The organism is Rhizobium sp. NXC14 (assembly GCF_002117485.1).
Lineage (GTDB): Bacteria > Pseudomonadota > Alphaproteobacteria > Rhizobiales > Rhizobiaceae > Rhizobium.
The window spans coordinates 2,743,071-2,767,248 of record NZ_CP021030.1; the positions used below are offsets into that span (position 1 = coordinate 2,743,071).

Sequence of the window (24,178 nt, forward strand, 5' to 3'; positions counted from 1 at the left end):
GACGACCTCACCACAGATAAAAAAACGCGAAGATGAAGACCCAGACGAGGTCGACGAAATGCCAGTAGAGGCCCATGATCTCGACGGCCTCGTAGCGGCCTTTCCGGCTGGTGAAGAAGCCGCGCCGTTCCACGTCGAAATCGCCCCGCCAGACCTTGCGGGCGATGATGAGGAGGAAGATGACGCCGATCGTCACATGGGTGCCGTGGAAGCCGGTGATCATGAAGAAGGTCGATCCGAACTGGGCTGCCCCCCATGGATTCTCCCAGGGGCGCACGCCTTCGGTGATCAGTTTCGTCCATTCGAAAGCCTGCATGCTGACGAAGGTTGCGCCAAGAAGTGCCGTCAGCAGCATCAGTATCGCGGTCACGCGGCGGTCGCGGCGATAGCCGAAATTGACCGCCATCGCCATGGTGCCGCTGCTGGAGATCAGCACGAAGGTCATGATCGCGATCAGGATCAGCGGCACGTCCTGGCCGCCGATGTGGAGCGCGAAGACCTCGCTCGGATTGGGCCAGGCGACGGGCGTCGACATGCGGGCGGTCATATAGGCGATCAGGAAACAGCCGAAGACGAAGGTGTCGCTGAGCAGAAAAATCCACATCATCGCCTTGCCCCAGGAGGCAGTCTTGAAGGCGCGCTGATCCGAGCTGAAATCGGCCGCGACTCCGCGAAGGCCCGCGGGCCTGAGGTCTGCCTCACCGTGTGTCTGGACAGAATGTGCCATCTGCAAATCCCCTAGCTTATCAACGTGCGGCAGAGATCGACGAAATCATTCGCCCAGCCGGCAAAGAGCGCGAAGAGCAAAAGCCAGACGGCGAGCATGAAATGCGAATAGATGGCCGATAGGTCGACGCTGAGCCGCAGTCTATCCGGCGCGACATCGGCTGCGAACGCCTTGACCGTCGTATGCGCGAGCACAGCAAGCCCGCCCAAAATATGCAGCCCGTGCAGGCCGGTGAGCATATAGAAGAAGCTGTTGGCGGGATTGTCGGCCAGGATGTATCCGGCCGCCGTTAATTCCCGCCATGCCTGGATCTGCCCGGCGAGAAAGAAGACGGCTAGCGCAAATCCTGTCGCAAGCGCCAGCCGTAGGCTTTCCATGCGACCATGCTGTGCTTGATGTTTGGCCCATTGCAGTGCCGCGCTGCTCAAGGCAAGTGCCGCGGTGTTCACCCAGAGCAACCGCGGAACCGGCATCCCCCACCAGTCCGCTGAGGCCGCGCGCATGAAATAGGCGCTGACGGCAAGGCTGAACACCGCGCCGACGACTGCTAGAAACACGAAGAGGCCAATTTTCACCGCAGGCACAGGCGGCCGGTCTGCACCATGATGATCCGGCTGCTGCAGCGAGCCGGTTTCAAGCCAGGGCTTCGAGGTCAGCCGCTGTCCGGCCAGCCACCAGATCATGATGGCGGCTATGGCAGCGAGGAAGATCAGCACGACGTTCATGCCGGGACCTCCCGCGTTCCGCCGCCGCTTGCCGGCACATTCTGCGGAATGAAATCCTCGTCCGCCCCCGGCACGCTGTAATCATAGGCCCAGCGGTAGACGACGGGCAGATCGCTGCCCCAGTTGCCGTGTGCGGGCGGCGTCTCAGGCGTCTGCCATTCGAGCGTCGTCGCCCGCCAAGGATTGCCGCCAGCCTCCCTGCCCCGGAAAAGGCTCCAGACCAGGTTGAACAGAAAGACGATCTGCCCGGCCCCGACAACGAGCGCCATGACGGTGATGAAGATGTTCAGCGTATGAGCAGACGGTGGCACGAAGGCCGTCTCTCCCATCTCGAAATAACGGCGCGGCACACCAAGCAGGCCGAGATAATGCATTGGAAAGAAGATCGCATAGGTGCCGAGGAAGGTGATCCAGAAGTGGATATGGCCGAGCGTCTCATCCAGCATGCGTCCCGTCACCTTAGGATACCAGTGATAGATCGCCCCGAAGATGACGAGGATCGGCGCCACGCCCATGACCATGTGAAAATGTGCAACGACGAACATCGTATCCGACAGCGGCACGTCGACGACGACATTGCCGAGGAATAGGCCGGTCAGACCGCCATTAACGAAGGTGACGATGAAGGCGAGCGCAAAGAGCATCGGCAGCGTCAGATGGATATCGCCGCGCCAGAGCGTCAGCACCCAGTTGTAGACCTTGATCGCCGTCGGGATGGCGATGATCAGCGTCGTGGTGGCGAAGAAGAAGCCGAAGGCCGGGTGCATGCCGCTGACATACATGTGGTGCGCCCAGACGACGAAGCTCAAGCCCCCGATGATGACGATCGCCCAGACCATCATCCGGTAGCCGAAGATGTTCTTGCGCGCATGCGTGCTGATGAGATCCGAAACAATGCCGAAAGCCGGCAGCGCGACGATATAGACCTCCGGATGCCCGAAGAACCAGAACAGGTGCTGGAACAGGATCGGGCTGCCGCCGCCATGCTTGAGCTGCTCGCCCATCTCGACGATGGCGGGCATGAAGAAGCTGGTGCCGAGCAGGCGGTCGAACATCATCATGACGCAGGCGACGAACAGCGCCGGAAAGGCCAAGAGCGCCATAACGGTCGCTGTGAAGATGCCCCAGACGGTGAGCGGCATCCGCATCAGCGTCATGCCGCGCGCGCGTCCCTGCAGCACGGTCACCACATAATTCAGGCCGCCCATGGTGAAACCGATGATGAAGACGATCAGCGAGGTCAGCATCAAGAGGATGCCCCAGTCCTGGCCGCCGGGTGTGCCTGACAAAACGGATTGCGGCGGATAAAGCGTCCAGCCGGCCCCCGTCGGGCCGCCGGGCGCGAAAAAGCCGGCGACGAGGATCAGCACCGCCAGCAGATAGATCCAGTAGCTCAGCATGTTCGCATAAGGAAACACCATGTCGCGCGCACCGACCATCAGCGGGATGAGGTAGTTGCCGAAGCCGCCGAGGAAGAGCGCAGTGAGCAGATAGATCACCATGATCATACCGTGCATGGTGATGAACTGGTAATAGTGATCGGCATCGATGAAGGCGAAAGTGCCGGGAAAGGCGAGCTGAATGCGCATCAGCCAGGAGAGCACCAGCGCCACTAGGCCGATCGAGATGGCGGTCAGCGAATATTGGACGGCAATGATCTTGGCATCCTGGCTGAACACATATTTCGTCCACCAGCTGTGCGGATGATAAAGCTCGACATCCTCGACTTCGGCGGTCGGGATGACACCTGCGCTGCCGGACGGAATCTCGACCATGATATCTCCTCCTATGTCAGCCGTTTGGTTAGAGCGGCCTGCGGCCTCCGGCCGTCTTCCCGCCAGTTCAGTTTGCCGGCGGCGGCTCTCCCGATGACGCCGTCAGCTGGGTGAATGTCTGCTGCTGCCCGAGCCAGGTCTGATAGTCCGCGTCGCTGTCGACAATGACGGTGCCGCGCATCTGCGGATGACCGACGCCGCAAAGTTCGGCACAGAGGATCTCGAACGTGCCCGTGCGTGTCGGTGTCAGCCAGAAATAGGTGACCATGCCGGGGATCATGTCCATCTTGGCGCGGAATTCCGGCACGTAGAAATCATGGAGCACATCGACGGAGCGCAGCAATATGTGCACGGGCTTTCCGATCGGCAGATGAAGCTCGCCGCCTTCGACGATGATGTCGTCGAGGCCGTTTGCATCGTTCTTGTCGAGGCCCAGCGGATTGTCGGAAGTGACGTCACGCGTCTCGGCGCGGCCCAGCTTTCCGTCCGCGCCCGGCAGGCGGAAGCTCCACAGCCACTGCTGGCTGACGACTTCGACCGATGCGGCATCGGCGGGCACTGTGATGAACTGGTTCCAGACGATCAGGCCAGGCGCCAGCATTGCCGCGACGCCAACTGCCGTTCCCGAGGCCAGAAGCAATTCCAGTCTGCGATTTTCAGGCTCATAATGCGCCCGATTGCCCGGTCTGTGGCGGAAGCGGAAGACGCAATAGGCCATGAACGAAACCACCGCCACGAAGACGATGCCGGTGATCCAAAAGGTGATGACGAGCGTGTTGTCGATATAGTTCCAGTTGGACGCGATCGGCGTCCACCACCACGGGCTCAGCACGTGGAACAGCACGGAGCCAACGACAACCAAGACGAGAATCAGCACAACAGCCATTTCCGCCCCTCCTGGGCCGACCGACCGTGAAACCGCACTCCACAAAAATGTCGAGTTTATTATCGCACAAATAGAAAATGTCGGCAATTACGACGATTTAGGCATGCGCCGCCGCCGGCAAATCGTCATTTGGAGTATTGCCCGTCATTGAGAATATTGTTTGAGATAGGCAATGAGATTGGTGATTTCCTGGTCATCCTTCACTCCTGCGAAGGCCATCTTGGTGCCCTTCACTTTGGCTTTCGGATTATGCAGATAGTCACGCAACGTCGCCTCGTCCCAAACGAGACCACCCTCGCCGGCCGCCTTCATCGCCGCAGAATAAGCAAAATCAGGATGCGTTCCGGCCTTTCGGCCGAACAGCTTGTTCAGTGACGGACCCACCTTGTTCGTATCGGACTCGACGACATGACAGGTGGCACATTTCTTGAAAACGGTGGCGCCAGCCGTCGCATCCCCCTCCTGCGCTCCAGCGTTGAGAGGGAAAAGGGCAATGACGGATGCAGTAATCAGCAGAACAGCACGGTAATCCACGGCAAACCTCATCCTCCTCAAGGTCGCCAGCCACTCTCACCCTCGGCCATCATTCGCGCGGGGGTGGTGGTTGCTAGGGGTTAAAGTTAGTCCTTCGCGGATGCAAGTCAATCGCTTCCACGATTGCTGGCACGTTGGGCGCAATCCGATATCTTGTGGCCCGATGCAAATACCGGGTCCGAAACCCGGTCAGCACGCGGTGATCTGCTGGAGAATGGCGCCGCGCCACCCGACTTATACTCCGATCGAAAGCGCCTCTTGCACGGCCAATTCGGCCATGGCAAGCGCCGCCTCCCGGGTTTTGGCGGCAGCGATAAAGCGGCCGTTATGGCAGAAGCTAGCGCCCTCGATGCCGCAGACCGCCTCCAGCTCACTATTGGTAAGGCCGGCCCAGGTTGCCGGCAGATCGGCCCGAAGCTCGAACCCGTCGTCGCCACGGCGAATGCCGGTCACGCACCAATCCTTTTCGCGCGGGTGGACGACGAACAGCAGGTGATCGGCGCCGGCCTTGACGATGGCGGGACGGAAGGGCATCCCTCTCGGCAATTCCAGAATACGCCCCTGCCCAGCAACCTCGATCGCCCGATACACGATCGCCTCGGCTCGCAGTTTTGCGGCCCTCTGAGCGATCCCGGCATCGATGAAACTGCGGGCAATGGCCAGCGCCGCACGGAAGGCACGATCGTCAGCCTCGGGTTCCTCCTCATCGAACACCGGTTTCAGGGTCTCGAGCAGCGCCGGCAGCGTCAGGCTGGCCAAAGGGCCCGAAGGGCTGAGCGCGCCATTGTCGGTCAGGTCGATCGGCAGCACGAAACCGATGTCGAAAGTGGAGTGCAGGGCTTCGACATGATGATCGGGGAGACCGGAGGCTACGAGATATTCGCGGCCGTAGTGCTTCCAGATCAGGCCGAACGAACTGTAGGGCTGGCCGTCGTCTCGCAGTGGCGCGCCGCGCTGATGATGATCGAATATGCCGGCGGCAGGATCATAGGCTCCGCCGACATCATAGATGATCCGGTCCGGGGCTGGCGTGATCCATTCCGGCGCCCGGCTGCGGATCAGACGCGCCTGCGGGAAAAGCCGCGTCAGGATGACGCTCGACAGCAGCTCGTCGGCATGGAAACCACCGGAATGGGTAACGAGGAAATCGGGGCTCATGGAAGCTATGCGCCTTATGGTTTGGCGGAGGATCCGCTTGCGGGTCTGAACGAGATAGCCGTTGCCGGCCGCTATCTCAACCCGGCTTCGCGCATTCTGCATAGTGTCGGAAGGCGACAGGGCAGCTTTGAACCGATATGTGTGGAGGCAATGGCCTAAGGCAGCGCCGGTCCCGGCTGTGCTGCAACGAGCGCGCGCCCGGCCGCTGCGCCGATATGCAGGCAGATCAGCCCGATTACGGCCAGAGAATTGATCAAAAGAACCTCGGCGACGACCGCTGCCGAAAACGCGCCATCGCCGGACGGAAGCGCTACCGTCGCTGCAAAGAGCACTGCTTCATACGCGACGAACCCGGCGATAAAGGCGGCGGCCATGGTGGCGGCAAGGCTGGCCTTGAGGCGAAGCACGCCGAGCGATGCCACGAGCGATGCAAATGCGGCGACACCGATCGTCAGCCCCCAGGCAAAGCTGTCGAAGGTCTGGGGATAGCCGAGTATGAGATATCCGACCGTCTGGTTGGCAAGCCAGGCGAACAGCACCGCCATTATCGCCATCTTCCGGGGAAGAACGACCGCCGAGACTGCCGCCAGGGCAACGAAAGGCGTAACGCAGGCAAAAAGCAGGCTGAGAGCGACGCTGGCGCCGGCAATGACCGTGACCCAGGCGACCGCGAAACCGGGTGCTGCCGGGCGCAAAGGAAGCTGATTTCGTTCGAGCATTTCGAAACTCCGTTCGAGCGGGCGCACACGCCCTCCGGCGCCGCGCGTCCTATCAGATGCGCAAAGCACGGGGCGGTAGGAAATCATAGGCCAATCCGGGAAAAAGGCCAGCGAGCTCATGGCGGCCGTCGCCGCCTCGCCGTCGCCGTCATAAAGCATCCAGCGGGATCTTGAGATACCGGCGGCCGTTCTCCTCTGGTTCCGGCAGCCGACCGCCGCGGATGTTGACCTGCAGCGCATGCAGCATCAGCTTCGGCTTGGGCAGCGTACGGTCGCGCGCCTCACGCAGCGCCACGAAGCCGGCCTCGTCCATTCCCGCAATATGCGGATTGGCGCGCTTTTGGGCTGCGACCGTGCTTTCCCAGCGCGGGTGACGACCCCCGGGCTGATAATCGTGGCCGGAAAAGAGGCGGGTCTCCTCGGGCAGCGATAGGATCGCCTGAATCGAGTGCCAGAGGGCGGTCGCGCTGCCGCCGGGAAAATCGGTGCGCGCCGTACCCGAATCCGGCGTGAACATCGTATCGTGCACGAAGGCGGCGTCGCCGACCACATAGGTCACCGATGCCAGCGTATGGCCGGGCGAAAACATCACTCGGGCCGTAAGACCGCCGATTTCAAACGAGTCGCCATCGGCAAAGAGCCGGTCCCATTGCGAGCCGTCGGTCGCGAGCGCCGGCCAGTTATAGATCTCCTTCCAAAGCCTCTGCACATCGGTGACATGGACGCCGATCGCTGTCGGCGCGCCAGTCTTTTCGTTGAGATAATGGGCGGCGGAGAAGTGATCGGCATGCGGATGCGTGTCGAGAATCCACTCGACCGTCAACCGTTCGCTCTCGATGTAAGCAAGGATGGCATCGGCGTTCACCGTTCCCGTCGCGCCCGACATCTCGTCGAAGTCGAGCACCGGATCGATGATGGCACAGCGTTTTGTCGCCGGATCGGACACGACATATTGCACGCTGCAGGTCCGGGGTTCGAAGAAGGCCTTCACCCGAGGTCGTCGGCTTGCCGCCTTTTCGAGCCAGCGGCGTGCGCCGGCAAGATCGAAGCCAAGGCCTTCGCCGAAGGTCTGGACATCCGCCGGCTTCATCCGCCCGTCGAGCACCTCGCCGAGCACATAGAGCGTCAATGCCCGCGTGCCGCTCTTGCAATGGGCGACGACCGGTCCCTTCGCCTCAGCCATCGCCGCCTGAAAGGCGCGAATGTCGGCCTCGGTAATCTCGTTGCCGTTCACCGGCACGAAACTGTAGGAAAGCCCGGCGGCGGCAGCGGAAAACTTTTCTGCCGCATTGCCTGGCTCGCTCGCCTCCTCGCCATCGGGCCTGGCGTTGATGACGGCGGCGAAGCCCTCCTTGGCGAAATCGGCAAAATCGCCTGGATCGGGTTGCCCCGCCACCGATAGCCGCTCATTGACCCTCACCGGCATCATCGAAGCCTCCGCGCCGCCCTGATCACGCAGTATCGCACGTATAGCCGTACAATCTCACAAGTATATTGCCGAGCGCAAGAATAGAGGCGTCTGCTCAAAACGACAGCGTCGCCGCACCTTGTTTGATCTCCGCATGCATGGCGCTGGCGCCGACGATGACGACCCCGTCGAGCAGGTCCTCCTGTGTGTAACCGCGTGAGGTCACGCAAGGCGGGCAAGCCCAGATCGTACCTCCGCGCTGACGGAAATTGTCGATCAGGCTCGGAAGCGGATCGAGCGGCGGCACATGCGTCAACCGCTGACCGCCCCTGCGCACCAGGTCGACCGCCGTGCTCGTAAGGAACACCGAGACCTTCAGCCCGGCGGTGATGCCGCCATTTGCAATAGTGAAGGCGACGGAGGACAGTTCGGAATCGATGCCCTTGGTGATCAGTACGACCAGTTTGTCGCTTGGCGTTTGCATAGTATTCTCCCAGTGAGTTGACGTTTTCATCCCAGCGAAGCTGTCCGGTTGGTGTGAACGAGCTGATGATAGGAGGATGCGCGGGGCGCGTATTTGGCCGTAATGCTTGAAGTCTTACCTGAAAATCCAGACGCTCAGGGTGTCGCGCGGGACGACGTGCTTTCGTCGCTGCTTGCAACCATCCGCCTTTCCGGCTCACTGCAGTTCTGCTTCATGCCGACAGGCGACTGGCAGACGGACGCTCAGCCGTCACTGGCAGGTCTTTCGGCCAAGGCACATGGCACCATGCCCTTTCACATCCTCGTGGCCGGGAACTGCTGGCTGAAAACGGAAGGCGAAGAGACCGATCTGGAAGCCGGCGACGTGGTGGTCTTTCCCTTCGGTACCGGGCATCAACTCGGCGCGGGCAAGGACGGCATGCTGGTGCTGCCGACCCGCGACCTGCCGCAGAAGCCGTGGCGTGAAATTCCCGTGCTGCGTTATGGCGAGGCGGCACAAGGAGTACGGCTGCTCTGCGGCTATCTGCAGTGGGACGGCTTGAGCTTTGGGCCTCTGCGCCAGTCGCTGCCGAAGCTCATCCATGTGAGAACCCGTGCCGCCAATGACGGCGATTGGCTGCGCGCCACCATCCGCCAGATGGTCGATGAAGTCGATCGGCCGCGCGCTGGCGGCGTCTCCATACTGCCGCGGCTGACAGAGATCATTTTCATCGAGATCCTGCGCCAGCAGATCACCATGGCCGCGCCAAAGGCAACAGGCTGGCTCACTGCACTTGCCGACCCTGCTCTCTCGCGCTGCCTTTCCCTGATCCATGGCGACCCCGGCCGTGACTGGTCTCTGGAACAGCTGGCAGCGGCTGCCGGCCTCTCGCGCAGCGCGCTCGCCGATCGCTTCCAGGAGATGCTGACCACCTCGCCAATCCGCTATGTCAGGGACTGGCGTCTCACTCTCGCCAGCACAGCGCTCGCCACCACGGCCCGGCCGATTGCGGCGATCGCCTGCGACGCCGGTTATGCCACCGAAGCCGCTTTCAATCGGGCCTTCTCCCGTGCTTTTGCCACTCCGCCAGCAGCATGGCGGGCTATGGTCCGAAGCTGAACAACCGCCCAACCGGGTGCGCCTGGTCAGTGCGGTTGCGGTCCGGTCAATCCGAGAGCCAGCGTCATGTCGTTGACGATCCCGAGCCGCGCTTCGATCACGGCGATCTTTTCAGGCGTATCAGCGCCTGAGGTCTCGATATCGATAAACAATTGTTCGCAGCCGCCCGGCGTCACAGTGCCGAACATCTGGCCAGGTTCTTCGCCTATATTTCGCCAGCTATGGCGTATATGTGGCGGCAGAACGATGACGGTTCCCACCGGTGCGTCGAATTCCTCGTCGCCACACTGGAATCGATAGAGCCCGCGGATGATCCGAAAGACTTCCGTCTCCCGCGTGTGCGTGTGCGGAGCCGGGCCATGCCCCGGCGGCGTAAAGGTTTCCCACATGCCGAACGCGCCACCGGTTTCGGCGGCCGTGGCATGAATGACGATTCTCGCCCCGAACGGCGTCTTCGCGACCCGCTCCCTGCCAGGCAAAGAAACAACGGCATTTTTGAAACTCGGCATAATCGACCTCCCCCGGCGGCGATATCCTATGAGTCCGACGTCCTCACGCCTGCGGCACGGGTTCATTGATCATTGCCTCGATATTGTATCCATCGGGATCGAGAACGAAGCAGGCGTAATAGTTTTCGGCATATTCCGGCCTTGGACCGGGCGCACCGTTATCTCGCGCTCCGGCCAAAAGCGCCGCCTGATAAAAGGCCGCGACCTCTGCCCTGTCTCGCACCCGGAAGGCGACGTGCACACGCGTGAGCGGCGGCTTGTCGTCAGTGCGCTGGATCTCGAACAGGCTGCCGCCGACGTCGAAGGCCCAGAATACCCCCTGCTTGCCGAAGGCGCAGCGGTAGCCAAGGGGCTCGAGAGCGCTTTCGTAGAATGCCTTGCTCTTCTCGAGGTCACTCACAGCGATGGTGATGTGATCGATCATCTCATCTCTCCCATTCCGTTTCCTGTCATGACTGATGTCCTCCTTTCGAGCCTGTCACGCGCATCTCCCGATGGCAATGTGCGCCGGCCGCAATCAGTCCTTTTGGCCGCTCGACATCGACTGGCGTGCGTTTATGGTCTACAGGAACGGATCGGATACGCTCGCAAATGCCTTTCGGGATCACCCTCAAATGTCTGAACGACACCGCTTCCCCGGTTTTCAAGAACTATCCGCCTCATGTCACCCTCGCCGTTTATCCGGAGATTGCGGTCGACCGGTTGGCAGAGGCAGCCGAGCGTGTTTTCCGCAGCCGCCCTGCCGTTACGTTAAGTTTTTCACGGATCGGTTCCTTCGAGAACCAATTCCTCGTCTTATGGGCGCGGCCGGATCACGACGAGTGGCTCTTCCAGTTGCATGCGGCGCTTCACCGGGAAATCGAGCCCGTCCACTGTCACGAGCACTATTGGCCCGGCAACTGGGTGCCGCATTGCACGATCGCCGCCAAAATCCCGAAGGCAAGGTTGCAGGCAGCGATCAGCTGGGCAAATCGGAACCGGAGGCAATTCTCGGTGACTTTTGATCCCGCAGACTGTGTGCGATTTCCGCCGGTGGATGTCTTGAGCGAAATTAGGCTGGCGTCGAGATGATCGCCGACAGCACCGGTCGCCAGCAAGCCCAGCCAATCATTGAAGGGCTGAATGCTGAAAATCGGTCGGCATCAAGTCCTGGAAGAATCAATGATTGCCTTCTGCCAATCAAAGCTGGCGCGCCTTGCGTGACAAGCGCGGCTGCGCGAAGTCAATCCTGGCCCTGCAGGCGATCCATCACCTGGAGCAACAGATCGGCGCAAACCTTCGTCGGTTCGTCCTCAGCGCATTTCAGGTCGATCCGGGTATTTCCATCCTCGATCTGGAACCGGGCCGCCTTGGACGGCGGCGGCAGGCGATGACCGCGATAATCACGGAAGCCCATGTCGCCTCTCGAACCATGCCAGCGGTAGTCGGGGCGATCTCGGGACTGCTCATCCGCCCCGTGACGCATCACCCTCTCATCATCAGGCGCAGGCGGGGCTGGCGATGCAGGCTCATTCGCTGCGGGTGGCTCGCCGGCGGGTGGTGGAGCGGGCGGCTGTTGGGCGAAGGCGGTGGCGGCCGATGCTGCAAGGGCAAGACCGGAGAGCAAGAGTCTTTGCATGCGGATGTTCCTTTCAGAGAAGAGGTATGCCTGTAAACACCGCGGCGCGGCTTTAGTTCACGCCCCGCCGGCGCTTGTGATCCAAATCAGCAGCACAGCTAGGATGTCTCGCCTGCGTCCCACTGCGAGAGGACATGCACTTGCCCGCCGCTTCGGATTTGCCGACGCAGAGCTGACGAGAACATTCGCGTCGCTCAAGGCGCCACCGCTTCTTTCGCCTCGCCTCTGCCTTGTTGGGCGACTATGCTCGACGCCGATTCGCTGTCCGCGACGAGGGCGTGCGGAAACGAGATATCAAAGGAGAAGACGATGACGGACGCCAAGAGCGGCATTACCGGGCTGCGGCCGCAAATCACGGTGGTTGGCGTCGGCGGCGGCGGCGGCAATGCGATCAACAATATGATCGCGGAAAAGCTGGCAGGCGTCGAATTCGTCGCCGCAAACACCGATGCCCAGGTTCTTGCCACCTCAAAGGCATCGCGCCGCATTCAGCTCGGCGCCAATGTGACGGAGGGCCTCGGCGCCGGTTCCCTGCCGGAAATCGGACATGCGGCGGCAGAAGAATCGCTCGACGAGATCATGGATCACCTGGCAGGATCACACATGTGTTTCGTCACCGCCGGCATGGGCGGAGGAACGGGCACGGGCGCAGCCCCGGTCATCGCGCGCGCCGCACGTGCGGCCGGCATCCTGACCGTTGGCGTCGTCACCAAGCCGTTTACCTTCGAGGGCAATCGCCGCATGCGGACGGCGGAGGCTGGCATCGAGGCGCTTCGTCAGGCCGCCGATACCGTTATTGTCATTCCCAATCAAAACCTCTTCCGCATCGCCGATGCGAAAACCACCTTCGCCGATGCCTTCATGACAGCCGACCGCGTGCTCTTTGCCGGTGTCGGCTGCATCACCGACCTCATCGTCAAGGAAGGTCTGATCAACCTCGATTTCGCCGACGTGAAGTCGGTCATGCAGGGCATGGGCCGCGCCATGATGGGCACCGGTGAAGCCGCCGGCGAAAGCCGGGCGATGAAGGCGGCGGAAGCGGCAATCGCCAACCCGCTACTGGACGATATTTCGATGAAGGGCGCCAAAGGCGTGCTAATCTCGATCTCCGGCGGCTCGGATATGACCCTGTTCGAAGTGGACGAAGCGGCAAGCCGCATTCGCGACGAAGTGCAGGACGACGCCGATATCGTCGTCGGCGCGATTTTCGACCGCAGCCTCGACGGCAAATTCCGCGTCTCGGTGGTGGCGACCGGCCTGGAAGGCAGCTCTCTCTCCGCGTCCCCTTCTCACGCGCCGGCTGAACCGATTCAGACGCGCACGCTGCAGTAATACGGTCGTTATTACCACGGCTCAGTCATGGCCGGGCTGCCAGATAAACGTTGTCCCGCCAGTGGAGAATGGGCGGGGCAAAGTCGGTATTAGGCCTGTGAAGGCCAATCGGACGAAGTGTATGTCCAAGGCGTCGTGCACCATGGAGATTTTGACAGTCTCAGTGCTTGAGATGCAGAGAGCATCTGCCGCGGTCCCCCGGCACGCGATGTTGATGCCGCTGACTGTTGACCGCGGTCGCGAAGTCGGATGCCGTCACCGATACCCTCACTGCCCTAGGAATCGCCGAAGACGAACGTGCCGTCGGCTGCAAAGCCGTATCCGTTACGAGTTATGGATTCGATCGAGCTCAGTGTGCGCGCGCGTGCCGGCAAGAATCAACCTTGCGACGCATGCTTTGAGGCTTCGCCCTCACGGGCTACGCGCCTCAGCATAAGGGACGTCGTGGGATGCCGCCCCTGACGGCAGACGTTGGAGAATGCAGCACCAGAGCTCGAGAGAGCCTGATCCTGAGGTGCGGAGGCCGAAAGCTGAAGCCTCGAAGGATGAGGCGGGTGTGCGGGCGACGCTTTGCGCTTTCAATTGCTAACGTTAAATCCCGATGAAAAGGGATCGGTTCCAGCGCTCACCGCGTCGAGGAAGGGCCGTGGTTATTGTTGTTTCTCCGGAAATTTCGCGTAATCACAAATTCCCGTAAAATAGAAGGTCTGCCCCGGAAGTTCGGTTTTTGACATGCCGAATTCGACGACGTTCATTTTCCTGTCGTGATATAAATACGTCCCGGTCAGAAACTCTGCCAAACGACCGCAGTCTCCGGTTCCGAAACCCGTATGAATTGGCAGTATCTTGCCCTTAAAGCTTCCTTTCAGCACCTTCTCGACCTCGAACTCGCCGCGCACCAAGCGCGGTATGTCGCTGTTCGATTTTGGATCTGGCATATCGACGCCGACGGTCACCGACTTCATGCGACCCCTTACGACCAGATCGGAACTGGCAAATTTCTCCTTGTCGGACATTTTTTTGCAACTGCAGGCGGATGCTGCGGACGCTGACAACACGACCAAGCTCGAAGCGGCGACCAAAACCACAGCACGATACAAATTCATTTGAAATCCCCCACCCGCCCGGCTTTCGCATCGATGCACAGCATCACTGTAGATATGTCCGGATTGAGGCGTTGTTATCGCTTAGCACAGCTAATAGGTGAAAAATTCCCGATAACGGTGAACCGATTAGCTCGCTGGTAAATAACGCGGATAAACCCGTCACTCCAGCAAACTCTTGATCCTCGCCGCATCCTCCGCCGTCGCCGGTTTATACACCACCATGCTCAGATCCGGCCGGCCGTCTACCTGAAAGGCCGAATATTCGAAGGAGAGCAGCCCGAGCGCCGGGTGCTTGATGTGCTTGGCGCCCTCGCCATGGGTGCGCACATCGTTGTCGCGCCACATGGCCAGGAATTCTGGGCTCTTGCGGCAGAGTTCGTCGACCAGCGGCTCCACCTCGGCGGCAGCACCTGCGCGCGCCGCATCCACCCGGAAGGCGGCGACGACGAAGCGGGCGACACTTTCCCAGTCATATTGAGCAGCGCGCACGCGCGGGTCGAGGAAGATGAAGCGCAGCACGTTGCGCTCTTCCGGCGGCAGCGCGCCGTAGTCGGTCAGTAGCACGGTCGCCGCCCGGTTCCAGCCGACCACGTCCCAAATCGCGGTGCGGATCAGCGCCGGGCACGGATCAAGCGCGTCGAGCACGCCCTGCAGCCGTGGCGTGATGCCCTGGTCGCTGCGGTAGCGCACTTCGGGCGGGCGGCCAAGCCCAATCAGAAACAGGTGCTCGCGCTCGATATCCGTTAGCATCAAAGCGCGCGCGATCCGGTCGAGCACGTCGGCCGAAGGCGCACCGCCGCGGCCCTGCTCCAGCCATGTGTACCAGGTGGGGCTGATATTGGCGCGGCTCGCCACCTCCTCGCGGCGAAGCCCCGGCGTACGGCGCCGGTCGCCGGCAAAGCCGAGGGCGACGGGATCAAGCTTGGCGCGGCGGTCCTTGAGGTAGGCGCCGAGCCGGTTTTCGGAGGCCACGAATTCGCTCATCCTGTTAGCTTTTATACCATGATAAGATCACTACTTTACCATGATACCAGCCTGCTCGATATCTGTCTGCGTCCAATCAGGAGATATCGACATGCGCGTATTCGTTACCGGAGCCACAGGCTGGGTGGGCTCGGCCGTCGTCAAGGAGTTGATCGGCGCCGGCCATCAGGTTCTCGGCCTCGCCCGCTCGGACAAGGGAGCGGCCGAACTGGCGGCATCAGGAGCCGAGGTCCAGCGCGGCACGCTTGACGACCTGGAGGGTTTGAAGCGCGGCGCGGCTGAGGCCGACGGCGTCATCCACACGGCCTTCAACCATGACTTCTCGAAATTCGCGGAGAGTTGCGCCGCCGACCGGCGCGCCATCGAGGCGCTCGGCGAAGCCCTCCGGGGCTCCAACCATCCGCTGCTGGTCACAGCGGGCCTTGGCCATGCGCCTGGCCGCATCGGCACGGAGAAGGACCCACCGATGCCAACGACCGAAACCTATCCCCGCGCCTCCGAAATCACTGCGGCATCGCTTGTCGCCCGCGGCGTGCGCGCCTCCACCGTCCGGCTCCCGCCATCAGTGCACGGCCATGGCGATCACGGCTTCATCCCGATCCTGATTGATATCGCCCGGCGGAAAGGAATTTCCGCCTATATCGGCGACGGGGGCAATCGCTGGCCAGCCGTGCACAGGCGCGATGCCGCCCGGGTCTACCGCCTGGCGCTGGAGCATGGCGCCAGCGGTGGCCCCTTCCTCGCGGTCGCCGAAGAGGGTGTGCCCTTCCGGGAGATTGCGGAGCTCATCGGCCGCCGCCTCGGCGTGCCTGCCGTCTCGCTGTCGCGGCAAGAGGCGGCTGAGCATTTTGGCTGGTTTGGAATGTTCGCCGGCTTCGACGTGCCCACCTCGAGTGCACACACCCGCACTCTCCTCGGCTGGCAGCCCATGGAACCTGGCTTGCTCGCCGATATCAACCACCCGGCCTATTTTGCCGGGGCAGCCCAAGCCTGAATGTCGGGCCATCGCTCACGAGCCTCATCCTGAGTTGCCCCGCAAGGGGCCGCGTCGGATGAGGCGGGTGCGCTACCGGCTCAGCGCATCCGTCCCTCATTCATATCGGCGGGATCGTAATTGATGTCCCAGTCCTTCTCGGGCTTCTTTTTACCCGGCGGGTTCTTGTTCACCGTGGCGTCCTCCGAGCCGGTGATCACAGTCGGCTTGGCGCTGGCAACGCCGCTGGCTTTCCGGTCAGCTCGGGATTTGGCAAACTGACCGGCGGCGTCCTTTTTCGGATTGCCCATGTCATTCGCCTTTCTGCTTCATTGCGTCGGAAATGTCGTTCATTTCAGGATCGCGGTTGTTCTCACCATTGGCGTCGCGATTCCTGTCCGGATCGTCCTTGGGTTTGAGATATCCGCGCGGGGTGTTTCCCTTCGGTCCTTCCCACCGAGGCGATTGATCGGTGGTGCCGGGGGCGCCGTCCTTGGGGGTGGTCATGCCCATCGTCGTTTCTCCTTGGTTGAATAGGAAAAACCGCGAAAGCCTGGAAGTGTTCCGGCAGAAAATTTGGAACAGTCCCGGTCCCCATCGGTTGGTGAAAAGTCGAGAACCTCGAAAAAGGAGCCGAACATGAGCAAGACCAACGTTCGAGAACTTCAGAAACGCGCCGAACAGCAGGTCAGAAACACCAGCGCCGGCGGCCATCTCGGCGGCACCTATTTCGGCCAGCAACCGGACGGAAAAACCGCGTCGGACACTACCAATGACAGCGCAAAGGCAAGACCAAACGATGGGACCAATTGAGGTGAGCGGGATGCCGTAACGCGTGACATGACACTATCTGCCACCCGACAAAACCTGTGCGCCCAGAGCTCTGGGCGCACAGACTCCCGAGAGGCCCCGTCAGGCCCGGCCGCCGAAATGACCTTCAGTCCGGCTGCTGTCGGAAAACTACCTCGTTACGCAATCCCAAACCGCCTCAACCAAACAAGAAGTCGCCCGAGTTAAAATTCGCAAGCCCGCCGAGGGTGGTGATGTTGTCGAATTCCGCCACCAGCACCGCGCCGCCGGCTGAACCTGGGTTCTGATCGTAGTAGACCGCCGCATGGCCGAGATCCGTATTGTGGAACACGAACAATGCCCCTGTGGTTATGTTGCCGTAACCATCGATGGTGCTCTGGACGGTTGCGTTCGTGACGCTCACGTCTGTTTTGACAGCAACCTCCGTTCCGGCAACATTGATCGTGGCGTTGCTCCCCACCTTCACATTGTCCACAATTGTATTGTTGTTGCCGACGGCGAACTCGAATGTGCCGCCTCCAACGTCCAACTGGAACCTGTCAACGGTTGTGCTATTCGTCCCAGCATTGAAATCAGTCATATGGTTCGTGGTGGTGGCAAACTTTTGGAAAAAGAAGGTGTCATTTCCCACGCCACCGGTAAGAATGTTGTTGCCAGCACCACCGTTTAGCGTGTCGTTGCCGTCTTGACCGAAAAGAGTGTCGTCACCTCCCAGCCCAAACATCATATCGTTACCGCCGCCACCGTAGAGCACATCGTCGCCGGTTCCACCGGTCGGATTGTCCAGTGAGTTGCCATTGCCACCGGTGATTACAGTGAACGTCTCGGTCTTTTCGAAGGTCGGCCCTATAGGATCACCGGTCTGCGTTGCCGTTACCGTCACTGAAAATGTACCGTTCGTCGATAGTGCACTCGAATGAAGCGTATTGCCGGTTATCGAAAACAAGCCCGGATTCGACTGCGAAGCAATGTTGAAACTGAATCCACCCGCGTCGGGATCAGTCGCCGACAGCAGACCACTGAACTCGAAACTATTGAAGTTGACGCTGTCCGCCGGAACGACGGGCGTCAGCTTAATGTCGGTCGGAGCCTGCCGAGCTGGACCATCATCTGCGCCGGTGATGGCGACGACGATGTTGTGGCTGGCGGTGCCGTCGAGCGAGCTGACGCTCAGCGTGTCGCTGACCGCGTCGCCCTGGTTGAGCGCCTGCGTCGCCGCCCGGCTGTTGTCGAGCGTATAGGTCCAGCTGCCGGTGGCGGCATTGAAGCTGAAGCTGCCATAGATGCCATTCAGCGATGCCGGGGCGGCAAACACCGCCTCGCCGTCGTCGACGTCGCTGACCGTCAGCTTGCCGGAGGCGCTCGGATCGCCGCTGCCGGCCGCACCCGCCTCGACCGTCGCCCGGTCGTCGGTCACCGTCGCATCGACGACGATCGCAGCCGCATCGTTGGCGCCGGTGAGCGAAATCGTCACATTTGCCTCGCTCAGCGTGCCGTTGCCGAGCCGTATCGCATAGACAAAACTATCTTTAAGGATTTCACCGGCAGACAGCGTGTTGAAATCCGCGCCCGAGCCCGCGATGCCGCTTCCATCGCTCAGACGGTATTCGATCTTTCCATTGTTGATCCTGACCCAATTGCCGAGCAGGGTCGTCTCCCAGGCAGATGCCCCGTTCGCTCCGACGTCTTTTGCAATAAGCTCATAGTCAGTGGTAATTGGATTGCCATCTCCGTCGTCGACCGAGAAGAGGGATTTGGCATTCCCGCCAAGATCATTCGACATCACGTCAAGGGTTATGGTTTTGGTGGCCGCATTGTAGAGCTGAAGACTGAGCAGCTGATCTTCCGTCCAGATGTAAGAGTCATCCTTCGCCTGTGGCGCATTGGTGAAAGAAGTCGTGCTGCCACCGCCGGTGCTTTGCGTAGCCATTAAAATACCCCCATGACTCAAAACAAGTAATCTGGAACCGATTTAAGAATATTAAGGCTAAGACGACACGCAGGAACACGTCGCCGCCCCGGTATTGTCGAGGCAAACACCATTTTTCTTAATTCAGAACCGGAATACTCCCCACTCCTAATAAAGTGTTAACATATATACTGTGAAATAAAAGGCGATTTTCTTGCGACGGTTAATTTCTCTTCGGAATTCGCTGCGAGAGAGGCATCCTGCCAGCGCGGCGCGACGGCAATTACCGAGGCTGAGATCGAAGGCCGCACTGGAGGCGCCCCTAGCGCTGGCGAGCCGTAGGTCTTTTCGGACGCACAAAGGACGCTTCGCGTCCACGCCGCGATCATTTCATCGACATGTGGTGAAACTTCTTGTTCCGGATCGCCTTCTACAACGAAGCCAAACAAGGAGCTCCAAATGTCCGGCGAAACCGAAAATGATGATAAAACCGCCATCGTTCCAGTTCTGAACCCGTCGGCAGCCGAACAAGCCGCCACTGCGTCCGTGCTCGAGGACATGCAGAAAGCAAGCTTGGAGACCCGACAGCCGGAGCCGGCGGCGGCGTTGTTCTCTTGGGAGATCGATCCGCCGGAACTGGCCAGACTGATCTCCGAGGTGATGATCTTGCCGAAGATCCTGTGGTCGACGGGTTTATCCCTGACCTATTCCCTCTGGCTGTCTTCGCTGCTTCCCGCACGCGAGACGATCGGCTCCATCAAGCAAAGCGCGGATCACGCTTAGCAACGTCGGCCGACTGCGGCCGACCACGCCCCCGGCCCCTGCAAGCTCCGCCTCTCCGCCCCCATTCCACAGAATATCTGCGGAATGATGGGCGGAGAAGCGGCAAGCGGCTGCGCGGCGCCGCTCTTCAAGTCTCGCGCAAATGCATCATTCGTTGATGTCAGGCTCGACGACCCCGGCAAGGTTGCGCAGCGACTCCTGCCAGCCGAGGTAGCAGGCTTCGGGCGGGATGAGGTCGGGGACGCCGGCCTGGGTGATATCCACCTCAGTGCCAACCGAGACTCTCTTCAGCGTTACGGTGACTTCCATCTCGCCCGGCAGGTTCGGGTCGTCGAACTTGTCGGTATAGCGAACCCGTTCGCCCGGGACGAGCTCACGAAATTCGCCGCCGAAAGCGTGGCTTTTGCCGGTGGTGAAGTTGCGGAAGGACATTCTGAAGGTACCGCCGACGGCCGGCTCCAGGTGATGCACTGTGCAGAGGAAGCCGTTCGGCGGAAGCCATTTTGCGAGCGCATCTGCTTCGATGAAGGCGCGATAGACTTTCTCCGGGCTCGTGGCGAAAACGCGGTGCAGGCGTATGGTGCTTGGCATGATCGTGATCCTTTGGGTGGACGGAATGAACGAGCTAAGGACGGATAAACCATCGCCGATCCGACACGGGTTCGATCTTTTCTTCAAGAAAATCACGCGCAGCCGCGCGGCCGTCAGCTCGGCATGCCTTCGAACTGCGGAAGGTGGAGCGGCGTTGCCCAAGCCAGCCGGCGTTTGGTGAACATTTCGACGCTTGGCTGTATCACTTCGGGCCGATCCAGGCTGCCAAGGGTCACGAAGACGAGGCCGGGAAAACTTTCGAGATTGCTGCTGAACAACCGCGCGCCGCATTCGGGGCAGAAGTTGCGATCGAGCCCCCTGCCGGAATCGGCGACATAGTGAAACGCTTTTGGCCTGCCCGAGGTCAGGGCGAAATCGTCCTGCGGCACGGCGAAGAAAGTGGCGGCCTCGCCGCCTGAGGCCTTCTTGCAATCAAGACAATGGCACTCCGCGACGAAGGTTGGATCAGTATCGAAGCCGAACTGTATCGCACCGCATGCACATTTGCCCGTATATTTCCTGCTCATGCCAGACCCCTTCATCTGGTGTTGCAAAGTCCGCGGCCACTGCCCCGCCACCGCATTTCAGGCTGCCGCCTGCTCGCCCACGGCGTTGAGCAGCAGGCGTGCAGCCTGCTTGGAAGAGGCCGGATTCTGCCCGGTGATCAGCAAATTGTCTTGGACGACATGCACGGCCCAGTCCTCGGTCGCGGAAAACTTCGCTCCCTGCTCTCTCAGCACGTCTTCGAGCAGATAGGGCACGATTTCGACGAGGTGCACCGCGGCCTCCTCGGAATTGGTAAATCCGGTCACCGTCCGCCCCTTCGCGATCGGCCCGCCGTCTGGCGCCTTGACCTTGGTCAGGATTCCCGGTGCGTGGCAGACGAGCGCCAGCGGCTTTCCCGCCGCAAGCGTCTCCTCGATCAGCGCGTGCGCATTGCGGTCGTTCGTCAGGTCCCAAAGCGGGCCATGGCCACCGGGGAAGAACACAGTGTCATAATCGGCCTGGTCGATGTCGGACAGCCTCAGTGTGTTGGCAAGCGCAGCCGTCGCGGCCGGGTCCTTTTCAAATCGCCTCGTGTCGTCCGTCTGAAATGCCGGCTCATTGCTCTTCGGATCGAGCGGAGGCTGGCCTCCTTTCGGCGACGCGAGCACGACCTCGGCCCCGGCGTCACGGAAGACGAAGTAAGGGGCGGCGAGCTCCTCGAGCCAGAAGCCGGTTTTCTTGCCGCTATTTCCCAGCTGATCATGCGATGTGAGAACCATGAGAATTTTCATTGCTCAGCTCCTTCGACCCGGCCGGAGGACAAAATCCCCCGCGTCCGGTTTAATGGTGAAATACTGCCTGCAATCTCATGCTGAACTGGGAAAAACCATAGATCGGCTGCACCCGCGTTACAAGCTCTGTGAGTCTTGGGGCTCAGCTGTATGAAGAACGACAGATTGCCCATAGGATCAACCACAACGCGTTAGCATCCGAAGGACTTGGAAGTGAGCAAGCCGAATTATCGGGATATCGCCCGCCACGCCGGCGTTGGAACGGCCACGGTCGAGCGGGTCCTGAACGGACGCGGGGGCGTTCGGCCGGAACTGGTCGAAAAGGTCGTATCCGCCGCGCGTCACCTGGACTACCCGCGCAAGCTTCCCGACGCCCATCGCGGCCTGCTCCGGATCGAAGTGCTGATGGTTCGCCCGGAAACGAGCTTCTATCGTCGCCTTTCCCACGCCTTCGAAAGGATTGCGGCAACTCTCGATCCCTTGGTCGTTGTGCACCGCAGTTTCACCGACGAGCTGAATCCGGAGGCAATTGCCCGACGCATCCTGTCCACCGACCTTTCACGCGCCGGCTTGATCCTTGCCGTGCCGAGCAGCCAGGTGATCAGCGCCGCGGTGGAAAAGGTGAATGCGCAAGGCCTGCCCGTGGTCCATGTCGTCACCCGCGCTTCCGACCGCGTCGGAGAATTCGTCGGCATCGACAACAATGCCGCTGGCCGGACGGCTGCGCTCTATATCAGTCGAATGGCCCTTCGAGCCGGGCCTGTGGTTGCGATCTGCCATCCCATCTATCAGGTGCATCGCGATCGGATCCGCGGCTTCTCCGACTATTTTCGCGATCATCCCGGAGCCTCCAATTTCGAATGGCTAGGATTCGGTGGCGATGACGAGCGGGCCAGCGCCGATCTCCTGTGGTCGGCCCTGGAGATGTATCCCGGCCTTGCCGGCCTCTACAATGCCGGCGGCGCCAATTCCGCCCTGATCGAAGTGCTTCGCCGCCATCCGCGCGGCGGCAACGTCTTCTTCGTTGGACATGAATTGACGGACTATACCCGCGCGGCCCTGAAGGACGGCATCATGGATGTGGTACTTGATCAGGCGCCGGAAGCTCAGGCGCGGAGGGCGCTCGACCACATCCTGCGCCGCATCGGCTTGACCGAGATCGAGCCGGACCGGAGCCCGATCCACTTCATCACCATCACCAAGGAAGGGCTTTGATCTAATTAGATCAAAGAAGCCTTCGCCGTTCGAAACGCACCCTGCTAACTTTTGCGTCAGGAGAAGATCCGGCGCGCAAGGAGCCGCATCGGATCAAGGCGCGTGGGCCGCCCTCACCTTTACTAAAAATGTGTGCGGGCACCGAGACATCAGGCGCCCGGAGGAGACGCCAATGGATGATCTGAACTTCGGCAAGCGTAACAAGCGCGGCGATTGGGCGCCGAACCAGCCGGTCGAAACCGCGCCGCTTTTCGTCTTCCCCCCGCAACTGACGGCTATCCTGAAATGGCTGCCGCACTACTTCCTTCCCTGGAATCTCATTTTTGCGGTGTCTGCAATCGCCTATTGGGGCTGGATCATTCCCCCGGCCGCGACGATGCAGATGCTGAGCCTCGGCTGGATCGCCTGGCTGTACGCCGTGAATGCGATCTGCGTGTTCCTGTTCTATGGCGCCTTCGAACTGCATCTCTATGTTCTGAAGCGGCAGGAAAACCGCTTCAAGTACAATGGCAAGTTTCCCGCCGACCAGAAAAACAACGCCTTCTGGTTCCAAAGCCAGAACCTCGACAATATTCTGCGCACCTTCCTGTCTGGCGTCGTGATCTGGACCACCATCGAGGCTGGTATGCTCTGGGCCTATGCCAACGGCTATGCGCCGTGGCTCGGCTTTGCCGAAAACCCCTGGATGCTGGCGCTCGTCGCGCTCGTGGTTCCGATCATTCACGAGTTCCACTTCTTCTGCATTCACAGGCTCATCCACACACCCTTTCTCTATAAATGGGTGCATTCGGTCCACCACAATTCGGTCAACCCTTCGCCCTGGTCATCACTGTCGATGCATCCGGTCGAGCATCTGCTCTATCTGGGAACGGCGTTTTACCACCTGATCCTGCCCTCCAATCCGGTCATCATGCTCTATCAGTTGCACTATGCCGGCTTTGGGGCAATTCCCGGCCATGTCGGCTTCGACAAGGTCGAGATCGGCAGGGAGACGCTAGTCGATAGTCACGCCTATGCGCATTACCTCCACCACAAATATTTCGAGGTGAATTACGGCGACGCCCTGATCCCGCTCGATAAGTGGTTCGGCACCTGGCACGACGGCTCGCCCGAAGGCGAAGCGCAGATGCAGGAACGCTACCGCAGACGAAAGGAAAGGCTTCAAGCCCGCAAGGCTCGCCTCGAAACGGAAGGAGCCGCCGAATGACCTGGGTTTCAGCGGGCAGACTTGAGGACATCGAACAGGAAGGCGCCATCCGTTTCGATCATGGCGGACGCACCTACGCGATTTACCGGGGCCCGGATGACAGCGTCTACTGCACGGCCGGGCTCTGCACACACGAGGCGATCCACCTCGCCGACGGACTGGTCATGGATTTCGAGGTGGAATGTCCGAAGCATTCCGGCGCTTTCGATTACCGAGCAGGTGAAGCGCTGAGGCTGCCGGCGTGCGAGAACCTGAAGACCTATCCGGCGGAGGTCGTCGACGGAGAGGTGCGCGTGGCCCTCGGTTAAGTGGCCAAAGAACCTGGCGGAATCCGCCAACAAGAACTGATC

Annotated in this window: 29 protein-coding genes; 9 read left to right on the top strand and 20 right to left on the bottom strand. The window is 60.8% G+C overall.

Annotated elements, in window-relative coordinates; genetic code table 11:
* Positions 1-7: 7 nt before the first annotated feature.
* The 9 genes from NXC14_RS13580 to NXC14_RS13620 form a co-directional block, all read right to left on the bottom strand.
* Positions 8-727 carry a heme-copper oxidase subunit III family protein gene (locus NXC14_RS13580; RefSeq protein ID WP_064810664.1) on the bottom strand — a complete coding sequence of 240 codons (720 nt, stop codon included), beginning with the start codon at positions 725-727 and terminating at the stop codon, positions 8-10.
* Between the two features lie 11 nt (positions 728-738).
* Positions 739-1,452 (bottom strand): cytochrome c oxidase subunit 3, encoded by a 714-nt coding sequence (locus tag NXC14_RS13585; protein WP_085778577.1) that lies wholly within the window; start codon positions 1,450-1,452, stop codon positions 739-741.
* Complete coding sequence (gene ctaD, locus NXC14_RS13590) at positions 1,449-3,227, bottom strand: cytochrome c oxidase subunit I (protein WP_085778578.1); 1,779 nt, start codon at positions 3,225-3,227, stop codon at positions 1,449-1,451. Before ctaD ends, NXC14_RS13585 begins: the two co-directional genes overlap by 4 nt.
* Before the next feature lie 67 nt (positions 3,228-3,294).
* Positions 3,295-4,113: a cytochrome c oxidase subunit II gene (locus NXC14_RS13595; protein WP_085778579.1), complete on the bottom strand. Its 819-nt coding sequence runs from the start codon at positions 4,111-4,113 to the stop codon at positions 3,295-3,297.
* A 144-nt stretch (positions 4,114-4,257) separates the two neighbouring features.
* The gene (locus tag NXC14_RS13600) at positions 4,258-4,647 is read right to left on the bottom strand and encodes a cytochrome c family protein (protein WP_198175452.1); all 390 of its coding nucleotides are present in this window, start codon (positions 4,645-4,647) and stop codon (positions 4,258-4,260) included.
* A gap of 234 nt (positions 4,648-4,881) precedes the next feature.
* Complete coding sequence (locus tag NXC14_RS13605) at positions 4,882-5,805, bottom strand: MYG1 family protein (RefSeq protein WP_085780108.1); 924 nt, start codon at positions 5,803-5,805, stop codon at positions 4,882-4,884.
* Positions 5,806-5,960: 155 nt separating this feature from the next.
* Positions 5,961-6,524: a hypothetical protein gene (locus tag NXC14_RS13610; protein WP_085780109.1), complete on the bottom strand. Its 564-nt coding sequence runs from the start codon at positions 6,522-6,524 to the stop codon at positions 5,961-5,963.
* Positions 6,525-6,672: 148 nt separating this feature from the next.
* Positions 6,673-7,953: a bifunctional sulfur transferase/dioxygenase Blh gene (blh, locus tag NXC14_RS13615; RefSeq protein ID WP_085778581.1), complete on the bottom strand. Its 1,281-nt coding sequence runs from the start codon at positions 7,951-7,953 to the stop codon at positions 6,673-6,675.
* 94 nt (positions 7,954-8,047) lie between these two features.
* A complete protein-coding gene (locus NXC14_RS13620) occupies positions 8,048-8,416 on the bottom strand; it encodes a DsrE family protein (RefSeq protein WP_085778582.1) in 369 nt (122 codons plus the stop codon).
* 102 nt (positions 8,417-8,518) lie between these two features.
* Between NXC14_RS13620 and NXC14_RS13625 the strand changes: the two genes are divergently transcribed.
* A complete protein-coding gene (locus NXC14_RS13625; protein WP_085778583.1) occupies positions 8,519-9,514 on the top strand; it encodes an AraC family transcriptional regulator in 996 nt (331 codons plus the stop codon).
* A gap of 26 nt (positions 9,515-9,540) precedes the next feature.
* Here the strand turns inward: NXC14_RS13625 and NXC14_RS13630 are convergent, their stop codons facing one another.
* Together NXC14_RS13630 and NXC14_RS13635 are read right to left on the bottom strand one after the other, a co-directional pair.
* Positions 9,541-10,023 carry a cupin domain-containing protein gene (locus NXC14_RS13630; protein WP_085778584.1) on the bottom strand — a complete coding sequence of 161 codons (483 nt, stop codon included), beginning with the start codon at positions 10,021-10,023 and terminating at the stop codon, positions 9,541-9,543.
* Positions 10,024-10,066: 43 nt separating this feature from the next.
* Entirely contained in the window at positions 10,067-10,447 is a 381-nt protein-coding gene (locus tag NXC14_RS13635; RefSeq protein ID WP_085778585.1) for a VOC family protein, read from the bottom strand.
* 167 nt (positions 10,448-10,614) lie between these two features.
* Here NXC14_RS13635 and NXC14_RS13640 point away from each other — a divergent pair, with 167 nt between their 5' ends.
* Complete coding sequence (locus NXC14_RS13640) at positions 10,615-11,094, top strand: 2'-5' RNA ligase family protein (protein WP_085778586.1); 480 nt, start codon at positions 10,615-10,617, stop codon at positions 11,092-11,094.
* A 151-nt stretch (positions 11,095-11,245) separates the two neighbouring features.
* On the opposite strand, the gene NXC14_RS13645 is transcribed toward NXC14_RS13640, so the two are convergent.
* A complete protein-coding gene (locus NXC14_RS13645; protein WP_085778587.1) occupies positions 11,246-11,641 on the bottom strand; it encodes a hypothetical protein in 396 nt (131 codons plus the stop codon).
* A gap of 309 nt (positions 11,642-11,950) precedes the next feature.
* On the opposite strand from NXC14_RS13645, the gene ftsZ reads away from it, so the two are divergent.
* Positions 11,951-12,973, top strand: a complete 1,023-nt coding sequence (ftsZ, locus tag NXC14_RS13650; RefSeq protein WP_085780110.1) for a cell division protein FtsZ — start codon at positions 11,951-11,953, stop codon at positions 12,971-12,973.
* 650 nt (positions 12,974-13,623) lie between these two features.
* Here ftsZ and NXC14_RS13655 read toward each other — a convergent pair.
* Both NXC14_RS13655 and NXC14_RS13660 read right to left on the bottom strand, forming a co-directional pair.
* Complete coding sequence (locus NXC14_RS13655) at positions 13,624-14,079, bottom strand: hypothetical protein (RefSeq protein ID WP_198175453.1); 456 nt, start codon at positions 14,077-14,079, stop codon at positions 13,624-13,626.
* A 159-nt stretch (positions 14,080-14,238) separates the two neighbouring features.
* Positions 14,239-15,063 carry a helix-turn-helix transcriptional regulator gene (locus tag NXC14_RS13660; RefSeq protein WP_085778589.1) on the bottom strand — a complete coding sequence of 275 codons (825 nt, stop codon included), beginning with the start codon at positions 15,061-15,063 and terminating at the stop codon, positions 14,239-14,241.
* A gap of 91 nt (positions 15,064-15,154) precedes the next feature.
* Here NXC14_RS13660 and NXC14_RS13665 point away from each other — a divergent pair, with 91 nt between their 5' ends.
* Complete coding sequence (locus tag NXC14_RS13665) at positions 15,155-16,057, top strand: SDR family oxidoreductase (RefSeq protein WP_085778590.1); 903 nt, start codon at positions 15,155-15,157, stop codon at positions 16,055-16,057.
* A gap of 80 nt (positions 16,058-16,137) precedes the next feature.
* Here the strand turns inward: NXC14_RS13665 and NXC14_RS13670 are convergent, their stop codons facing one another.
* Positions 16,138-16,347 (bottom strand): hypothetical protein, encoded by a 210-nt coding sequence (locus NXC14_RS13670; RefSeq protein WP_085778591.1) that lies wholly within the window; start codon positions 16,345-16,347, stop codon positions 16,138-16,140.
* Between the two features lies 1 nt (position 16,348).
* Positions 16,349-16,549, bottom strand: coding sequence for a hypothetical protein (locus NXC14_RS13675; RefSeq protein WP_085778592.1), 201 nt, complete (start codon positions 16,547-16,549; stop codon positions 16,349-16,351).
* A 126-nt stretch (positions 16,550-16,675) separates the two neighbouring features.
* Between NXC14_RS13675 and NXC14_RS33000 the strand changes: the two genes are divergently transcribed.
* Positions 16,676-16,849: a hypothetical protein gene (locus NXC14_RS33000; protein ID WP_097600084.1), complete on the top strand. Its 174-nt coding sequence runs from the start codon at positions 16,676-16,678 to the stop codon at positions 16,847-16,849.
* Positions 16,850-17,024: 175 nt separating this feature from the next.
* Here the strand turns inward: NXC14_RS33000 and NXC14_RS13680 are convergent, their stop codons facing one another.
* Entirely contained in the window at positions 17,025-18,776 is a 1,752-nt protein-coding gene (locus NXC14_RS13680) for a VCBS domain-containing protein (RefSeq protein ID WP_085778593.1), read from the bottom strand.
* Between the two features lie 438 nt (positions 18,777-19,214).
* Here NXC14_RS13680 and NXC14_RS13685 point away from each other — a divergent pair, with 438 nt between their 5' ends.
* Complete coding sequence (locus NXC14_RS13685; protein ID WP_085778594.1) at positions 19,215-19,538, top strand: hypothetical protein; 324 nt, start codon at positions 19,215-19,217, stop codon at positions 19,536-19,538.
* Positions 19,539-19,685: 147 nt separating this feature from the next.
* Here NXC14_RS13685 and NXC14_RS13690 read toward each other — a convergent pair whose 3' ends face one another.
* The 3 genes from NXC14_RS13690 to NXC14_RS13700 form a co-directional block, all read right to left on the bottom strand.
* The gene (locus NXC14_RS13690) at positions 19,686-20,129 is read right to left on the bottom strand and encodes an SRPBCC family protein (RefSeq protein WP_085778595.1); all 444 of its coding nucleotides are present in this window, start codon (positions 20,127-20,129) and stop codon (positions 19,686-19,688) included.
* 113 nt (positions 20,130-20,242) lie between these two features.
* Entirely contained in the window at positions 20,243-20,656 is a 414-nt protein-coding gene (locus NXC14_RS13695) for a GFA family protein (RefSeq protein ID WP_085778596.1), read from the bottom strand.
* A gap of 57 nt (positions 20,657-20,713) precedes the next feature.
* On the bottom strand, positions 20,714-21,406 hold the full coding sequence (locus tag NXC14_RS13700) for a type 1 glutamine amidotransferase domain-containing protein (protein WP_085778597.1): 693 nt from the start codon (positions 21,404-21,406) through the stop codon (positions 20,714-20,716).
* A 213-nt stretch (positions 21,407-21,619) separates the two neighbouring features.
* On the opposite strand from NXC14_RS13700, the gene NXC14_RS13705 reads away from it, so the two are divergent.
* The 3 genes from NXC14_RS13705 (at position 21,620) to NXC14_RS13715 (ending at position 24,136) form a co-directional block, all read left to right on the top strand.
* Positions 21,620-22,621, top strand: a complete 1,002-nt coding sequence (locus NXC14_RS13705; protein ID WP_085780111.1) for a LacI family DNA-binding transcriptional regulator — start codon at positions 21,620-21,622, stop codon at positions 22,619-22,621.
* Positions 22,622-22,793: 172 nt separating this feature from the next.
* Positions 22,794-23,828 carry a sterol desaturase family protein gene (locus NXC14_RS13710; protein WP_085778598.1) on the top strand — a complete coding sequence of 345 codons (1,035 nt, stop codon included), beginning with the start codon at positions 22,794-22,796 and terminating at the stop codon, positions 23,826-23,828.
* Positions 23,825-24,136 (top strand): MocE family 2Fe-2S type ferredoxin, encoded by a 312-nt coding sequence (locus NXC14_RS13715; RefSeq protein ID WP_085778599.1) that lies wholly within the window; start codon positions 23,825-23,827, stop codon positions 24,134-24,136. The genes NXC14_RS13710 and NXC14_RS13715 overlap by 4 nt, the downstream gene beginning before the upstream one ends.
* The last annotated feature ends 42 nt before the right edge of the window (positions 24,137-24,178 follow it).

What these genes read in the sequence shown, in the direction of transcription:
- NXC14_RS13580 (WP_064810664.1), bottom strand. Translation starts at nt 727, where the DNA reads ATGGCACATTCTGTCCAGACACACGGTGAGGCAGACCTCAGGCCCGCG.
- NXC14_RS13585 (WP_085778577.1), bottom strand. Translation starts at nt 1,452, where the DNA reads ATGAACGTCGTGCTGATCTTCCTCGCTGCCATAGCCGCCATCATGATC.
- ctaD (WP_085778578.1), bottom strand. Translation starts at nt 3,227, where the DNA reads ATGGTCGAGATTCCGTCCGGCAGCGCAGGTGTCATCCCGACCGCCGAA.
- NXC14_RS13595 (WP_085778579.1), bottom strand. Translation starts at nt 4,113, where the DNA reads ATGGCTGTTGTGCTGATTCTCGTCTTGGTTGTCGTTGGCTCCGTGCTG.
- NXC14_RS13605 (WP_085780108.1), bottom strand. Translation starts at nt 5,805, where the DNA reads ATGAGCCCCGATTTCCTCGTTACCCATTCCGGTGGTTTCCATGCCGAC.
- NXC14_RS13610 (WP_085780109.1), bottom strand. Translation starts at nt 6,524, where the DNA reads ATGCTCGAACGAAATCAGCTTCCTTTGCGCCCGGCAGCACCCGGTTTC.
- blh (WP_085778581.1), bottom strand. Translation starts at nt 7,953, where the DNA reads ATGATGCCGGTGAGGGTCAATGAGCGGCTATCGGTGGCGGGGCAACCC.
- NXC14_RS13620 (WP_085778582.1), bottom strand. Translation starts at nt 8,416, where the DNA reads ATGCAAACGCCAAGCGACAAACTGGTCGTACTGATCACCAAGGGCATC.
- NXC14_RS13625 (WP_085778583.1), top strand. Translation starts at nt 8,519, where the DNA reads ATGCTTGAAGTCTTACCTGAAAATCCAGACGCTCAGGGTGTCGCGCGG.
- NXC14_RS13630 (WP_085778584.1), bottom strand. Translation starts at nt 10,023, where the DNA reads ATGCCGAGTTTCAAAAATGCCGTTGTTTCTTTGCCTGGCAGGGAGCGG.
- NXC14_RS13635 (WP_085778585.1), bottom strand. Translation starts at nt 10,447, where the DNA reads ATGATCGATCACATCACCATCGCTGTGAGTGACCTCGAGAAGAGCAAG.
- NXC14_RS13640 (WP_085778586.1), top strand. Translation starts at nt 10,615, where the DNA reads ATGCCTTTCGGGATCACCCTCAAATGTCTGAACGACACCGCTTCCCCG.
- NXC14_RS13645 (WP_085778587.1), bottom strand. Translation starts at nt 11,641, where the DNA reads ATGCAAAGACTCTTGCTCTCCGGTCTTGCCCTTGCAGCATCGGCCGCC.
- ftsZ (WP_085780110.1), top strand. Translation starts at nt 11,951, where the DNA reads ATGACGGACGCCAAGAGCGGCATTACCGGGCTGCGGCCGCAAATCACG.
- NXC14_RS13655 (WP_198175453.1), bottom strand. Translation starts at nt 14,079, where the DNA reads ATGAATTTGTATCGTGCTGTGGTTTTGGTCGCCGCTTCGAGCTTGGTC.
- NXC14_RS13660 (WP_085778589.1), bottom strand. Translation starts at nt 15,063, where the DNA reads ATGAGCGAATTCGTGGCCTCCGAAAACCGGCTCGGCGCCTACCTCAAG.
- NXC14_RS13665 (WP_085778590.1), top strand. Translation starts at nt 15,155, where the DNA reads ATGCGCGTATTCGTTACCGGAGCCACAGGCTGGGTGGGCTCGGCCGTC.
- NXC14_RS13670 (WP_085778591.1), bottom strand. Translation starts at nt 16,347, where the DNA reads ATGGGCAATCCGAAAAAGGACGCCGCCGGTCAGTTTGCCAAATCCCGA.
- NXC14_RS13675 (WP_085778592.1), bottom strand. Translation starts at nt 16,549, where the DNA reads ATGGGCATGACCACCCCCAAGGACGGCGCCCCCGGCACCACCGATCAA.
- NXC14_RS33000 (WP_097600084.1), top strand. Translation starts at nt 16,676, where the DNA reads ATGAGCAAGACCAACGTTCGAGAACTTCAGAAACGCGCCGAACAGCAG.
- NXC14_RS13680 (WP_085778593.1), bottom strand. Translation starts at nt 18,776, where the DNA reads ATGGCTACGCAAAGCACCGGCGGTGGCAGCACGACTTCTTTCACCAAT.
- NXC14_RS13685 (WP_085778594.1), top strand. Translation starts at nt 19,215, where the DNA reads ATGTCCGGCGAAACCGAAAATGATGATAAAACCGCCATCGTTCCAGTT.
- NXC14_RS13690 (WP_085778595.1), bottom strand. Translation starts at nt 20,129, where the DNA reads ATGCCAAGCACCATACGCCTGCACCGCGTTTTCGCCACGAGCCCGGAG.
- NXC14_RS13695 (WP_085778596.1), bottom strand. Translation starts at nt 20,656, where the DNA reads ATGAGCAGGAAATATACGGGCAAATGTGCATGCGGTGCGATACAGTTC.
- NXC14_RS13700 (WP_085778597.1), bottom strand. Translation starts at nt 21,406, where the DNA reads ATGAAAATTCTCATGGTTCTCACATCGCATGATCAGCTGGGAAATAGC.
- NXC14_RS13710 (WP_085778598.1), top strand. Translation starts at nt 22,794, where the DNA reads ATGGATGATCTGAACTTCGGCAAGCGTAACAAGCGCGGCGATTGGGCG.
- NXC14_RS13715 (WP_085778599.1), top strand. Translation starts at nt 23,825, where the DNA reads ATGACCTGGGTTTCAGCGGGCAGACTTGAGGACATCGAACAGGAAGGC.